We start from the raw sequence: 13,196 nt of genomic DNA on the forward strand, positions 1-13,196 counted from the left end.
GGTCTAAATCGGACCGCCACAAATGAGAGGCAACTTTGAGCAATAAAATTGTGACTCTAGAGATCGATCTAGAACCTTCCGATAACCGCCGTCTTGCGAGCCTTTGCGGTCCCTTTGATGATAATATCAAGCACTTAGAACGCCGTCTCGGCGTCGAAATTAGCTACCGTGGCAACTTCTTTACCATTGTTGGTAAGCCCCACACTTCTGCGGCAGCCCTTGAGATCCTCAAAACGCTTTACGTTAATACTGCCCCAGTGCGCGGCAATATTCCTGATATCGAGCCTGAAGAGATCCATCTGGCGATCAAAGAGACCGGTATCTTAGAGCAGAACACCGAATCAAATATTGAGCATGGCAAAGAGGTCTTTATCAAGACCAAGAAGGGCGTGATCAAACCTCGTACGCCTAACCAGGCTCAGTACTTGGTCAACATGGTGACGCATGATATCAGCTTTGGTATTGGCCCTGCGGGTACCGGCAAGACCTACCTTGCTGTCGCGGCTGCGGTGGATGCATTAGAGCGTCAAGAGATCCGCCGTATTCTCCTCACTCGCCCTGCGGTTGAAGCTGGCGAGAAGCTCGGCTTTTTGCCTGGTGACTTGAGCCAAAAGGTCGATCCATACCTGCGCCCACTTTACGATGCCTTGTTTGAGATGCTTGGCTTTGAACGGGTTGAGAAATTGATCGAGCGTAACGTGATTGAAGTCGCTCCACTGGCTTACATGCGTGGTCGTACCCTGAATGATGCCTTCATTATTCTAGATGAGAGCCAGAATACCACGGTCGAACAGATGAAGATGTTCCTGACCCGTATCGGCTTTAACTCGCGTGCGGTGATCACCGGGGACGTGACTCAGATTGACCTGCCACGCGGCGCGAAATCGGGCCTGCGTCATGCAATTGAAGTACTCAACGAGGTCGATGAAATCAGCTTCAACTTCTTCCAGTCTGATGACGTGGTTCGCCACCCGGTTGTCGCACGTATCGTCAACGCGTATGAGAAGTGGGAAGCGCAGGATCAGAAAGAGCGTAAAGAGTTTGAGAAGCGTCGCCGCGAGGAGCGCGAAGCGAAACTGCTCGAAACTGCGAAAGCAGAACTGGCAACACAAGCTGACGTGACTAAACCTTGAAGTAAGCCCTAAGAGACGCCATGAGCATCGAACTAGACCTGCAAATCGCAGTAGAAGATAGCATCCACCTGCCAAGCGAGCAGGATATTCAACTGTGGCTCAACTCGGCGATAACGCCGTTTCAGCCTCAGGCTGAAGTCACTGTGCGTTTGGTAGACGAAGCAGAGAGTCACCAGCTTAACCTCGACTATCGCGGCAAGGATAAACCAACCAATGTACTATCCTTCCCTTTCGAGGCGCCGCCGGGAATTGAGCTCGACCTACTTGGCGACTTGATCATCTGTAAACAAGTGGTCGAGCGTGAAGCGGTTGAGCAAAACAAGCCCTTGAAAGCACACTGGGCGCATATGGTTGTACATGGCAGCTTGCATCTGCTAGGTTATGATCATATCGAGGATGACGAAGCCGAAGAGATGGAGTCCCTCGAAACCGAAATCATGCAAAAGTTAGGCTTTACAGACCCTTACCTTGCAGAGAAACAGAGCTAGGCTCAGCCTAGCTCTGATGTGTGCTATCACACTTTGATAGCGTTACTTAACTGAGAAACAATGAACGAAGATAACCCTCCTTCTTCTAACGAAAGTAGCAAGAAAGAAAAATCTGAAGGTCCGAGTCGAAAGACTCTGCTTGAACGCATCGGGCAGCTTTTCCAAGGTGAGCCCAAAGACCGACAAGAACTCGTTGATGTGATCCGCGACTCTGAAGAGAACGACTTGATCGATCACGACACCCGCGACATGCTCGAAGGCGTGATGGAGATTTCAGAGCAACGTGTGCGTGATATCATGATCCCGCGCTCACAAATCGTCACCATTGAGCGTAATGAGAACTTCGATGATATCGTCACCCTCATGACCGACGCTCAGCACTCTCGCTACCCGGTGATCAGCGAAGACAAAGACCACGTTGAGGGCATACTGCTTGCCAAAGACCTGCTGCGCTACCTTGGCTCAGACAGTGACCCATTTGACATGGAGCAGGTAATGAGACCCGCGGTTGTGGTGCCTGAGAGCAAGCGGGTTGACCGACTGCTCAAGGAGTTCCGTGAAGAGCGCTATCATATGGCGATTGTCGTTGATGAGTTTGGCGGTGTGTCGGGTCTTGTGACGATTGAGGACATTCTTGAAGAGATTGTTGGCGAAATTGAAGATGAGTTCGATGATGAGGATGAGTTGGACATTCGCAAGTTAAGTAAACACACCTACTCGGTTAAGGCATTGACCACCATCGATGACTTCAACGAAGAGTTTTCAGCCAGCTTTAGTACCGAAGAGGTCGATACCATTGGTGGCTTAGTAATGACGGCATTTGGCCATCTTCCCTCTCGAGGAGAGATTGTCGATATCGAGGGCTATCTGTTTAAAGTCATGGCCGCCGACAACCGCCGCATCATGCAACTTCAGGTGACCATTCCGGTCTCTGAGGCACAAATTGAAGAGTCTGACAGCTAACGCTCCGGCGCTTCAATAACTTGCAAACATTGGCAACTACACTTGGGCCGTCAGTGGACGAAACCCAAGTAAAGCAACACTATCATGGGCAAGCCGAGACCCGGCTTGCCCATCGTTTTATGGACTAATCAAAGATAGATACATGGCCGTGGCGATACATAACCCCCTGTTACTCAGCATGCTTGCCCTTTTGGCCGGCGCTATTTCCACTCTCGCATTTGCACCCTTTGGTCTCTGGCCAGCGGCGCTGATCAGTGTATTGGTGTTCCTACTGCTGATCACTAAGCGGTCGGTAAAATGGTCAGCCTGGCTTGGCTGGCTTTGGGGGCTAGGGAGCTTTGCAACGGGGATCAGTTGGGTACACGTCAGTATCGACACCTTCGGCGGTATGCCCAAGGTGGCAAGCCTGTTTTTGATGGCGCTACTGATTGGCTATCTGGCTATCTACCCAGCACTCTTTGCCGCTGCGCTCAATCGCTTTTTTCCAGACTCGCAACTGCGCCGCTATGCTATCGTCATCCCCGCACTCTGGCTGGTGTTTGACTGGCTGCGAGGCTGGGTCATGACGGGCTTTCCTTGGCTATGGCTCGGCTACAGCCAGATCGACTCGCCGCTGGGCAACTATGCGCCCCTTGGAGGTGTTGAGTTGGTGACCTTTGCAGTTGTCATCAGCGCTTCGCTGCTCGCCTATGCCTTGCTTAGCCGCCGTGCGATGCTCAGCCTGATCCCGGCGGTGATTATTGCTACTGGCTTTGGTCTCAACGCCGCTCACTGGGTGACCCCAGACCCTGAGAGCAAAACTCGTTTTGCCCTGATCCAAGGCAATATTGACCAAGCGTCAAAGTGGCTGCCGAGTGAGCGCTGGCCAACCATCATCAAATACACCGACCTAACCAAAAAAAGTTGGGATGCGGATATTATTATCTGGCCAGAGGCAGCAATCCCCGCGTTTGAGTATGAGATTGCCTCCTACTTGGCAAATCTGGACACGCTAGTCAAAGAATATGAAAGCTCGCTAATCACCGGGATCATCAACCGCAGTGATTCTGGTCTTTACTACAACAGCGTGCTCGCTATTGGCCACACCGATGGCGGCGATTACACCTACAACCCTGAGCAGCGCTATCACAAGCACCACCTGTTGCCATTTGGTGAGTTTGTGCCTTTTGAGGATATCCTGCGCCCACTGGCGCCATTCTTTAATCTGCCTATGTCGTCATTCAGTCGTGGGGATTATATTCAGCCGAATGTGCTGGCGAATCGACGCCTGCTCGCTGCCGCACTGTGTTATGAGATCATCTTTAATGAACTGATCCGACGCAATGTCACCGAGGAGACCGACTTTATTCTCACCCTATCTAACGATGCTTGGTTTGGTGACTCGATTGGACCTCAGCAGCATATGGAGATTGCCCGCATGCGTGCGCTTGAGCTCGGAAAGCCTGTGATCCGCTCAACCAATAATGGCGTGACGGCTATCACCGACTACCGCGGCACGATAGTCGCTGAGGTACCCCAATTTGAGACCGCCATCCTTGATGCCGAGGTGGTATCAACTCAAGGACGCACCCCTTACCATCGCTTTGGTAGTTGGCCTCTGTATCTTTGGGCAGGATTGAGCCTCGCAGCGGCTTGGCGATTAAATCGCCGCAAGCAGCAAGTCAGCTAACATCAATGGTGTCGTAAACGCGACAAAACAACGCCCCTGCTGGGGCGTTGGTATTGATTAGGGTTTAAGCGGTTGGCGACTGAAAGCCCCTTTGCCACAGTTGGGACACGGCGTGATCACCGTTGGGTGGTTGTACGGAACCTTGTGACCGCAGTTTTCACACATCAACACCCCAAGGCCTATCATTTCACCGGCTTGATACAGCCCTTGACGGTCCAGATCGGCGGCAAGCTCGACCCACTCAACCTTGGTTCTATCGGTTATCTCAAGCAACCCTTGCCATATCGAGTTGGCAATCATCAATGAGAAAGGGCTGCCTTTACTCTCTTCGTAGTTATCAGCAAACTCTTTAAGGTCGGATTTTACGTAGGCGGAGATGAGGGCAAGTTCATCTTTGGTCATATCATTCGCCGCATCAACCACTTTACCTGACTGCTCTACAACATGATTTAGCTCTTCGGGACTGTGTTTGATGGTCTCAATCACGTCCTCAATGATCTCTTCATAACCTGCTTTTCGTTTGGGCATGAGAACCTCCCTCAACACAATGGTTGTTGTACCTTCTGCCTTTAGGTATTCTATGACGATCTATTAATGTCTGTTCTAACCGAACTCACAAATTCCAAGTTAACCGGATGCCATCGATGCAAGAACAATACAATCCTCAAGATATTGAACAAAAAGTTCAAAAGCACTGGGATGACAACAAGACCTTTGTTGTAAGTGAAGACCCAAATAAAGAAAAATTCTACTGTCTATCTATGTTCCCGTACCCAAGTGGTCGACTGCACATGGGTCACGTGCGCAACTACACCATCGGTGATGTGGTTTCTCGTTTCCAGCGCCTGCAAGGTAAAAACGTTATGCAACCAATCGGTTGGGATGCATTCGGTCTGCCTGCAGAGAACGCGGCAGTAAAAAACAACACCGCACCAGCACCATGGACCTACGAGAACATCGAGTACATGAAAAACCAGCTTAAGCTGCTGGGCTTTGGTTACGACTGGAACCGCGAATTCGCTACCTGTACGCCAGAGTACTACCGCTGGGAACAAGAGTTCTTCACTAAGCTGTACAACAAGGGCCTAGTTTACAAGAAGACCTCTTCAGTTAACTGGTGTCCAAACGACCAAACCGTTCTGGCTAACGAGCAAGTCGAAGACGGCTGCTGCTGGCGCTGTGACACTCCGGTTGAGCAAAAAGAGATCCCACAGTGGTTCATCAAGATCACCGAATACGCGCAAGAGCTATTGGACGACCTAGATAACCTTGACGGCTGGCCTGAGATGGTTAAGACCATGCAGCGTAACTGGATTGGCCGCTCTGAAGGTGTTGAGCTGAAGTTTGAAGTGAAAGGCCAACAAGACCTTGAGGTGTATACTACACGTCCAGACACGCTAATGGGTGTGACTTACGTGGGTATCGCTGCAGGCCACCCTCTTGCGACCATTGCCGCTGAGAACAACCCTGAGCTGGCGGCTTTCGTTGAAGAGTGTAAGAACAATAAAGTAGCTGAAGCTGAGCTAGCGACAATGGAGAAGAAGGGTATGGCAACTGGCCTTACCGCGATTCACCCATTGAACGGTCGTGAAGTGCCAGTTTACGTGGCTAACTTCGTCCTAATGGACTACGGTACGGGCGCTGTGATGGCTGTGCCTGCGCACGACCAACGCGACTACGAGTTTGCCACGAAATACGGCCTAGACATCGTTCCTGTGATCAAGCCAGCTGACGACAGCGAGCTAGATATCTCTGCAGAAGCGTACACTGAGAAGGGTGTGCTATTCGATTCTGGTGAGTTTGATGGCCTAGACTTCCAAGCGGCATTCGATGCGATCGCAGCGAAGCTTGAAGCAGAAGGTAAAGGCACTAAGACGGTTAACTTCCGTCTACGTGACTGGGGTGTATCTCGTCAGCGTTACTGGGGCGCACCAATCCCAATGGTGACCACTGAAGACGGTGAAGTGCACCCAGTACCTGCAGACCAACTGCCGGTGATCCTGCCAGAAGACGTGGTAATGGATGGGGTAACTAGCCCAATTAAAGCCGATAAAGAGTGGGCAAAAACCACCTTCAACGGCGAGCCAGCACTGCGCGAAACGGACACCTTCGATACCTTTATGGAGTCGTCTTGGTACTACGCACGTTACTGCTCACCACAAGCGGATGATATTCTAGACCCTGAGAAAGCCAACTACTGGCTTCCGGTTGATCAGTACATCGGTGGTATCGAGCACGCGTGTATGCACCTTCTATACTCACGCTTCTTCCACAAACTGCTGCGTGACGCGGGTTACGTAACCTCTGATGAACCGTTCAAGCAGCTACTATGTCAAGGTATGGTACTGGCTGATGCGTTCTACCACGAGAACGACAAAGGCGGTAAAGAGTGGGTTGCACCTACTGACGTTGCAGTAGAGCGTGACGGCAAAGGTCGCATCACCTCAGCGAAAGACAACGAGGGCCGCGACGTGACGCACTCAGGCATGATCAAGATGTCTAAGTCGAAGAATAACGGTATCGACCCTCAAGAGATGGTGGATAAATACGGCGCCGATACGGTGCGTCTGTTTATGATGTTTGCATCACCTGCAGATATGACGCTTGAGTGGCAAGAGTCTGGCGTTGAAGGCGCTAACCGCTTCCTGAAGCGTGTATGGAAACTGGTTAATGAGCACGCAGCGAAAGGTGCAGCGGAAGCGGTTGATACAACAGCCCTGTCTAGCGACCAAAAGGCCCTGCGCCGTGACGTGCACAAAACCATCGCTAAAGTGACTGACGATATCGCTCGTCGTCAAACGTTCAACACTGCGATTGCAGCCATCATGGAGCTGATGAACAAGCTGGCCAAAGCACCTCAAGAATCGGCGCAAGACCGTGCGATCCTTGATGAAGCACTGAAAGCCGTGGTTGTGATGCTTTACCCTATCACTCCACACATCTCATTTGAGATGGGCGCAGCACTTGGCGTATCAGATGTCGACAACACACAGTGGCCTCAGCACGATGAGAAAGCGCTGGTTGAAGACGAGAAACTGATCGTTGTTCAGGTTAACGGCAAGCTACGCGCTAAGCTAACTGTGGCGGCTGACGCCTCGAAAGAGCAAGTGGAAGAACTTGGTCTAAACGATGAAAACGTGACGAAATTTACTGAAGGCAAAACGGTTCGTAAGGTGATCTACGTACCTGGCAAACTGTTGAATATCGTAGCAAATTAATCGTCTGTCTCACCAAAGCAGGCTAAAATTGAATCAGGGTGACTTGTCACCCTGATTATTTATCCAAGCAGATTTAATCTCATCAACCCGATGAGCCACCGCCCCACCCAAATGGCGCGCGATCAGTCTGTTTGGATAAATCACTCAACAAGATAGCAGAGCGATCTCTATGCAAACTAAGTCCCTATCTTCTCTTCGTCTTATGCTGGTGGTGTTACTGACCTCCATGCTGACTGCGTGTGGCTTTCAGCTGCGCGGCGAGTACACAGTACCCGAAGAGCTACACCAGTTGTCACTGACCAGCTTCGATAAGTACGGCACGCTTACCCGCTACGTTCAAGCTGAGTTGGACATCAATAACATTGTCTTAGTCCCGCCCAGCTCAGAGGTCTCCAATGTGCATCTGCGCTCGGAAGATATCGAAGAGCGCACCCTTTCGCTCTACCAAAACGCGCGTGCCGCAGAAAAAGAGCTCACCTATACCGCAAGCTATCGTGTCACCGTACCTGAGGTTGGCAGCCATTCCTTTACGGCAACCATCACTCGCAGCTATCTGGATAACCCATTAACTGCACTGGCAAAATCGGTCGAACGCGAGATGATCGAAGACGAAATGCGTAAGATTGCCGCGACACAAATTATCCGTCAGATGGCGCGTGTTCGCGCTGATATTCTCGAAGCACGCAATGAGACACCAACCGCGATGCGTGGGGTAAAAATTAGCTCTGACAAGCAAGAGCGTGCTCACTAATGCGCCTGTTTGCTGACCGCCTGCATGAGCACCTTGAAAAAGGCCTCAGCCCTGTTTATTTAGTGTTTGGTAATGAGCCGCTGCTCTTGCATGAGTCTCGACTGGCTATCGCCCAACACGCCGAGCAACGTGGGTTTAATGAGCGTCATCGATTCACACTCGATAACCAAACTGACTGGAATGCGATCTATGACTGCTTCCAGGCCATGAGCCTGTTCTCAAGCCTGCAGATTGTCGAACTTGAAGTCGGAGAATCGGGCGTGAATGCCGCTCAAGGCAAAGAACTGCTTGAGCTTGCTAAGCTACTCAACCCTGAAACCCTGTTGGTCCTGGTGGGTAGCAAGTTGACTAAGGCGCAGGAAAACAGCAAATGGTTCAAAGCCCTCTCATCCCAAGGGACGTGGGTAAACTGCTTAACGCCTGATATCACTCGCCTACCCCAATTTGTTCGCCAGCGCTGTCAAAAACTGGGACTTAAACCGGACCAAGAGTCGCTGCAAATGCTCGCACAATGGCATGAGGGCAATCTGCTGGCACTGAGTCAAAGCCTGGAAAAGCTCGCTCTGCAATACCCAGATGGCGAGCTAAGCCTGGTACGGATTGAGCAGTCTCTGAGTCGACACAACCATTTTACCGTGTTCCACTGGATTGATGCCCTGTTGGCAGGAAAAGCCAATCGTGCCCAGCGCATTCTGCGCCAACTCGAGGCAGAAGGTGTTGAGGGGGTGATCATCGCTCGCTCATTGCAAAAGGAACTAAAGCTGCTGATGCAACTCAAAGCAGAAAGCCAGCAACAAGCGATAGGATCGGTGTTTGAGCGCCACCGAATTTGGCAGTCAAAGCGCCCGCTTTATACTGCGGCACTGCAGCGTCTCGACTTTGCTGCATTGCAGCAAGCATGGTCTGTCCTTGCCAAGGTCGAGATCATGCTCAAAACTCAGTATGAACAATCCGCTTGGCCATTAATTCAACAGCTTGGCGTAAGCTTGTGCTCGCCACAACTGCGTTTCCCTGCGGCTGGCTAAGTGCGGTTAGCTAAGTGCGCCAGGGCAAAAGCATGCTATACTCCGCGCCCTATTGAACACTGTCTATTGAGGATGCCACCTTGCAACGTGAAGAATTAAGAGATTTCCTAGCTGATAAAGCGGATGATATGAAAGCCCAAGATATTATCCTGTTGGATGTAACTGGCAAATCGAGCGTGACTGACTTTATGGTGATCTGTACGGGTACCTCAAAGCGCCATGTCTCCTCGATTGCCGATCACGTCGCGAGTGAGATCAAGAAGCTTGGCATGGAGCCACTCGGGATTGATGGCGAAGCTGAGGGCGAGTGGGTTGTACTCGACATGGGTGATGCCATGCTGCACGTGATGCAAGAGCAACACCGTGAACTGTATCAACTGGAAAAGCTTTGGAACTGATTGAATGAAGTTACAGCTTATTGCCGTTGGCACCAAGATGCCTAAGTGGGTCGAAGAGGGTTTTCAAGAGTATAAGCGCCGCTTCCCCCACGATATGCCCCTCGAGTTGGTAGAAATCCCAGCAGGAAAGCGTGGCAAAAACGCCGATATTGCAAGGATTCTGCAAAAAGAGGGCGAAGCGATGCTGGCAGCCGTGCCAAAAGGCAGCCGTATCGTTACTCTAGATATCCCTGGAAAGCGTTGGGACACTGACCAATTGGCTGGGCAAATGGATGCGTGGAAGCTCGATGGTCGCGATGTCTCGATTTTGATTGGTGGACCTGAGGGTCTGGCGCCAGCCTGTAAAGCCGCAGCCGATCAAAGCTGGTCGTTGTCGCCACTCACCCTCCCTCATCCAATGGTCCGTGTGATCATGGCCGAAGCCCTATATCGTGCTTGGAGTGTGACCGCTAACCACCCTTACCACCGCGAATAATACTATCGCGAATAAACCCGTAGTTGAGATGTGTGTAGATGTTGCGTAAGCGTAGCAAAATAAGAGATTACCAAGAAGAATCGCGCCTGTTTAAAGTACGCGCGATTACAGCTTTTACTATCATTATTGCCTTAATGGGGGTGCTGCTCGGCAATCTCTACCACATTCAGGTCAACCAGTATCAAGATTACGAGACCCGCTCTAACGATAACAGGATTAAAGTGGTGCCTATAGCGCCCAACCGAGGGCTGATCTACGATCGTCATGGTGAGCTTCTCGCCGACAACCGACCGGTATTTAACCTCGAGATCACCCCGGAGCAGGTCAAAGACATGGATGCCACTATTGAGGGGCTACGTGAATTTCTGACCATCAGTGATGAGCGCATCGAGGCGTTTGAGAAGGAGCGTCGTCGCACCCGACGCTTCAATGCGGTCCCGCTGCTCACTCAGCTCAACGAGGACCAGGTCGCTGTATTCTCCGTCCATCAACATCGATTTCCCGGTGTCACGGTCAACGCCACACTTAAACGCTACTACCCATATGGTGAGATATTAACCCATGTGATTGGCTACGTATCCCGGATCAACGATCGTGATATGGATCGCCTGATCCGTGAGGAAAAAGACAGTAATTACCAAGCAACGCGAGATATCGGTAAGCTGGGTATCGAACGCTACTATGAGGACGTCCTGCATGGTACTGCGGGCTATCAAGAGGTCGAGGTTAACAGCCGCGGCCGTGTGATCCGCACTCTAAAATACGTGCCACCGACACCGGGTAAGGATATTGTCCTCAACCTTGATGTCCGCTTGCAAACCTATCTATACAACCTGCTAGATGGCCGTCGTGGCTCGGCGGTGATCCTCGACCCTGAAGATAATGGCGTGTTGGGTATGGTCTCAAGCCCAAGTTACGACCCTAATGCATTCGTCCACGGTATCTCTGGCAAAGATTATCGCGCGCTGCTCAATGATAAAAACCGCCCGTTGGTGAATCGAGCGACACTCGGGATCTACCCTCCGGCTTCGACCATTAAGCCTTTCTTGGCGGTGGCAGCCCTACAAGAAGGGGTGATCACGACCAAGACAACCCGCAATGATCCCGGCTATTGGCGCATTCCAAACTCCAACACCCGACCCTTTCGTGACTGGCTGCGATGGGGACACGGTAAGGTCGATGTGGTCAAATCTATCGAAGAGTCGGTGGATACCTTCTACTACCAGATTGCGTACGATATGGGTATCGATCGTATCTCTCGCTGGATGAACAAGTTTGGCTTTGGTGACTTCACTGGTATCGACATCAACGAAGAGAGTCGCGCCAATATGCCAACCCGTGAGTGGAAGATGGCCAGGCATAAAACCCCTTGGTATCAAGGTGATACTATTCCGGTCGGTATTGGTCAGGGCTACTGGACGGCCACGCCTATGCAGATTGCCAAGGCGACATCGGTGCTGGTTCATCGCGGAGAGGTCATTGCCCCTCACTTGCTGCGTGCCACAATCAAAAACGGTGAGCGCTTTGAGCGCCAGCAGCTCTCTGATTATGAAACCTTCCCACCGATAGACACGGTTCCCGACCGCTATTGGGATATTGCCTTTAGGGGTATGTACCTAGCGAACCACGGCGGACGAGGCACGGCGCGGCGCGCCTTCGCCGATATGGATTATAAAACGGCCGGTAAATCGGGAACGGCGCAAGTATTTGGTCTTGCCGAAGACGAGGAATATGATGCCGATGAGATTGCTGAGCACTTGCGTGACCATGCCTTGTTCACTGGCTTCGCTCCCCTTGACGATCCCGAGATTATTGTGACCGTGGTGCTAGAAAATGCCGGTGGTGGCTCGAGCAACGGCGGCCCTGTGGTGCGTGAGATCTTTGACAAGGTATTACGCCCAGCAGACGAAGAAGATGACCCACAAGAACAAGCACGACAACAGGACGGGCAAGAATGAAATTAGACCCTTCAACTGGACAGAATCGCGCCTTTTTTCAGCGCCTGCACATCGACTTACCCTTACTGCTGGGGCTGTTGGCACTGATGGGCTTTGGCCTAGTGGTTATGTACAGTGCCAGTGGTCAAAATGAGGCGATGATGGATCGTCAGGCGATGCGCATGGGGCTGTCTCTGATGGTGATGGTCGTGCTCGCCCAGATCCCGCCGCGAACCTATGAAGCTGCGGCCCCGCTGCTGTTTTTTTGCGGCCTGATCCTACTGCTCGGGGTACTGTTTTTTGGTGAGTCATCAAAAGGTGCCCAGCGCTGGCTTAACCTCGGTTTTGTCCGCTTTCAGCCTTCTGAGCTGATGAAGCTCGCGGTACCGCTGATGGTCGCCCGCTATGTGGGCAAGGGCGCGCTACCCCCGAGCTTTAAAACCATTATTTTGTCCTTGGTGATGGTGTTTGTACCGACCATTTTGATCGCCAAGCAGCCCGACCTAGGCACGTCTATTTTGATCGCCGCATCGGGCATTTTTGTGATTTTCCTTGCCGGGATCAGTTGGCGAATTATTACCGCGGCGATCGTAGCTGTCGGTGCCTTCGTGCCTATCCTGTGGTTCTTCTTGATGCGCGAGTACCAGAAGGTGCGTGTACGCACGCTGTTTAACCCAGAATCCGACCCTCTTGGCGCGGGTTATCACATTATCCAAAGCAAGATCGCGATCGGCTCGGGTGGGGTTTCAGGCAAGGGCTGGCTACAAGGTACCCAATCTCAGCTCGAGTTCCTTCCCGAGCGTCACACCGACTTTATCTTTGCAGTCATTGCAGAAGAGTGGGGAATGATCGGCATCTTGGCTCTCTTTGCCCTCTATCTGTATATCATTGGTCGAGGCCTTTATCTCTCAAGTCATGCACAAACCGCCTTCGGTCGCATGATGGCAGGTAGTATCGTGCTAAGCTTCTTTGTCTATGTGTTTGTAAATATTGGTATGGTTAGTGGCATTCTACCGGTTGTCGGTGTACCTTTACCGCTGATCAGCTACGGCGGCACCTCGATGGTGACCCTGATGGCAGGCTTTGGCATATTAATGTCGATTCATACTCACCGCAAAGCGTTCTCTAAGGCATCTTAG

Annotated in this window: 12 protein-coding genes; 11 read left to right on the forward strand and 1 reads right to left on the reverse strand. The window is 51.6% G+C overall.

Going from position 1 to position 13,196, the window contains the following annotated elements; all coding sequences use genetic code 11:
* Positions 1–35 precede the first annotated feature (35 nt).
* From ACSTTG_RS17160 to lnt, 4 genes are all read left to right on the forward strand, one after another.
* Positions 36–1,133, forward strand: coding sequence for a PhoH family protein (locus ACSTTG_RS17160; protein WP_438460370.1), 1,098 nt, complete (start codon positions 36–38; stop codon positions 1,131–1,133).
* Between the two features lie 20 nt (positions 1,134–1,153).
* The gene (ybeY, locus tag ACSTTG_RS17165; RefSeq protein ID WP_438475677.1) at positions 1,154–1,621 is read left to right on the forward strand and encodes an rRNA maturation RNase YbeY; all 468 of its coding nucleotides are present in this window, start codon (positions 1,154–1,156) and stop codon (positions 1,619–1,621) included.
* Between the two features lie 60 nt (positions 1,622–1,681).
* Positions 1,682–2,584 (forward strand): CNNM family magnesium/cobalt transport protein CorC, encoded by a 903-nt coding sequence (gene corC, locus ACSTTG_RS17170; RefSeq protein ID WP_438460368.1) that lies wholly within the window; start codon positions 1,682–1,684, stop codon positions 2,582–2,584.
* A gap of 142 nt (positions 2,585–2,726) precedes the next feature.
* Complete coding sequence (gene lnt, locus ACSTTG_RS17175; RefSeq protein ID WP_438475678.1) at positions 2,727–4,253, forward strand: apolipoprotein N-acyltransferase; 1,527 nt, start codon at positions 2,727–2,729, stop codon at positions 4,251–4,253.
* 57 nt (positions 4,254–4,310) lie between these two features.
* Here the strand turns inward: lnt and ACSTTG_RS17180 are convergent, their stop codons facing one another.
* Positions 4,311–4,781 (reverse strand): zinc ribbon-containing protein, encoded by a 471-nt coding sequence (locus tag ACSTTG_RS17180; protein ID WP_438460366.1) that lies wholly within the window; start codon positions 4,779–4,781, stop codon positions 4,311–4,313.
* Positions 4,782–4,897: 116 nt separating this feature from the next.
* Here ACSTTG_RS17180 and leuS point away from each other — a divergent pair, with 116 nt between their 5' ends.
* From leuS to rodA, 7 genes are all read left to right on the forward strand, one after another.
* Positions 4,898–7,471: a leucine--tRNA ligase gene (gene leuS, locus ACSTTG_RS17185; protein ID WP_438460365.1), complete on the forward strand. Its 2,574-nt coding sequence runs from the start codon at positions 4,898–4,900 to the stop codon at positions 7,469–7,471.
* A 169-nt stretch (positions 7,472–7,640) separates the two neighbouring features.
* Entirely contained in the window at positions 7,641–8,222 is a 582-nt protein-coding gene (locus ACSTTG_RS17190) for an LPS-assembly lipoprotein LptE (protein ID WP_438475679.1), read from the forward strand.
* Complete coding sequence (gene holA, locus ACSTTG_RS17195) at positions 8,222–9,247, forward strand: DNA polymerase III subunit delta (protein ID WP_438460363.1); 1,026 nt, start codon at positions 8,222–8,224, stop codon at positions 9,245–9,247. The genes ACSTTG_RS17190 and holA overlap by 1 nt, the downstream gene beginning before the upstream one ends.
* 80 nt (positions 9,248–9,327) lie before the next feature.
* On the forward strand, positions 9,328–9,645 hold the full coding sequence (gene rsfS / locus ACSTTG_RS17200) for a ribosome silencing factor (RefSeq protein WP_438460362.1): 318 nt from the start codon (positions 9,328–9,330) through the stop codon (positions 9,643–9,645).
* A 4-nt stretch (positions 9,646–9,649) separates the two neighbouring features.
* Positions 9,650–10,120 carry a 23S rRNA (pseudouridine(1915)-N(3))-methyltransferase RlmH gene (rlmH, locus tag ACSTTG_RS17205; RefSeq protein WP_438460361.1) on the forward strand — a complete coding sequence of 157 codons (471 nt, stop codon included), beginning with the start codon at positions 9,650–9,652 and terminating at the stop codon, positions 10,118–10,120.
* A 38-nt stretch (positions 10,121–10,158) separates the two neighbouring features.
* Positions 10,159–12,078, forward strand: a complete 1,920-nt coding sequence (mrdA, locus tag ACSTTG_RS17210) for a penicillin-binding protein 2 (RefSeq protein WP_438475680.1) — start codon at positions 10,159–10,161, stop codon at positions 12,076–12,078.
* Positions 12,075–13,196, forward strand: coding sequence for a rod shape-determining protein RodA (rodA, locus tag ACSTTG_RS17215; protein ID WP_438460359.1), 1,122 nt, complete (start codon positions 12,075–12,077; stop codon positions 13,194–13,196). Before mrdA ends, rodA begins: the two co-directional genes overlap by 4 nt.

The organism is Vibrio glycogenivorans, from assembly GCF_051660965.1.
In the GTDB taxonomy this organism is placed as follows: domain Bacteria; phylum Pseudomonadota; class Gammaproteobacteria; order Enterobacterales; family Vibrionaceae; genus Vibrio.

Excerpts from the sequence above, each read along its gene's own strand:
- ybeY (WP_438475677.1), top strand. The coding sequence starts at position 1,154 with ATGAGCATCGAACTAGACCTGCAAATCGCAGTAGAAGATAGCATCCAC.
- corC (WP_438460368.1), top strand. The coding sequence starts at position 1,682 with ATGAACGAAGATAACCCTCCTTCTTCTAACGAAAGTAGCAAGAAAGAA.
- lnt (WP_438475678.1), top strand. The coding sequence starts at position 2,727 with ATGGCCGTGGCGATACATAACCCCCTGTTACTCAGCATGCTTGCCCTT.
- ACSTTG_RS17180 (WP_438460366.1), bottom strand. The coding sequence starts at position 4,781 with ATGCCCAAACGAAAAGCAGGTTATGAAGAGATCATTGAGGACGTGATT.
- leuS (WP_438460365.1), top strand. The coding sequence starts at position 4,898 with ATGCAAGAACAATACAATCCTCAAGATATTGAACAAAAAGTTCAAAAG.
- ACSTTG_RS17190 (WP_438475679.1), top strand. The coding sequence starts at position 7,641 with ATGCAAACTAAGTCCCTATCTTCTCTTCGTCTTATGCTGGTGGTGTTA.
- holA (WP_438460363.1), top strand. The coding sequence starts at position 8,222 with ATGCGCCTGTTTGCTGACCGCCTGCATGAGCACCTTGAAAAAGGCCTC.
- rlmH (WP_438460361.1), top strand. The coding sequence starts at position 9,650 with ATGAAGTTACAGCTTATTGCCGTTGGCACCAAGATGCCTAAGTGGGTC.
- mrdA (WP_438475680.1), top strand. The coding sequence starts at position 10,159 with ATGTTGCGTAAGCGTAGCAAAATAAGAGATTACCAAGAAGAATCGCGC.
- rodA (WP_438460359.1), top strand. The coding sequence starts at position 12,075 with ATGAAATTAGACCCTTCAACTGGACAGAATCGCGCCTTTTTTCAGCGC.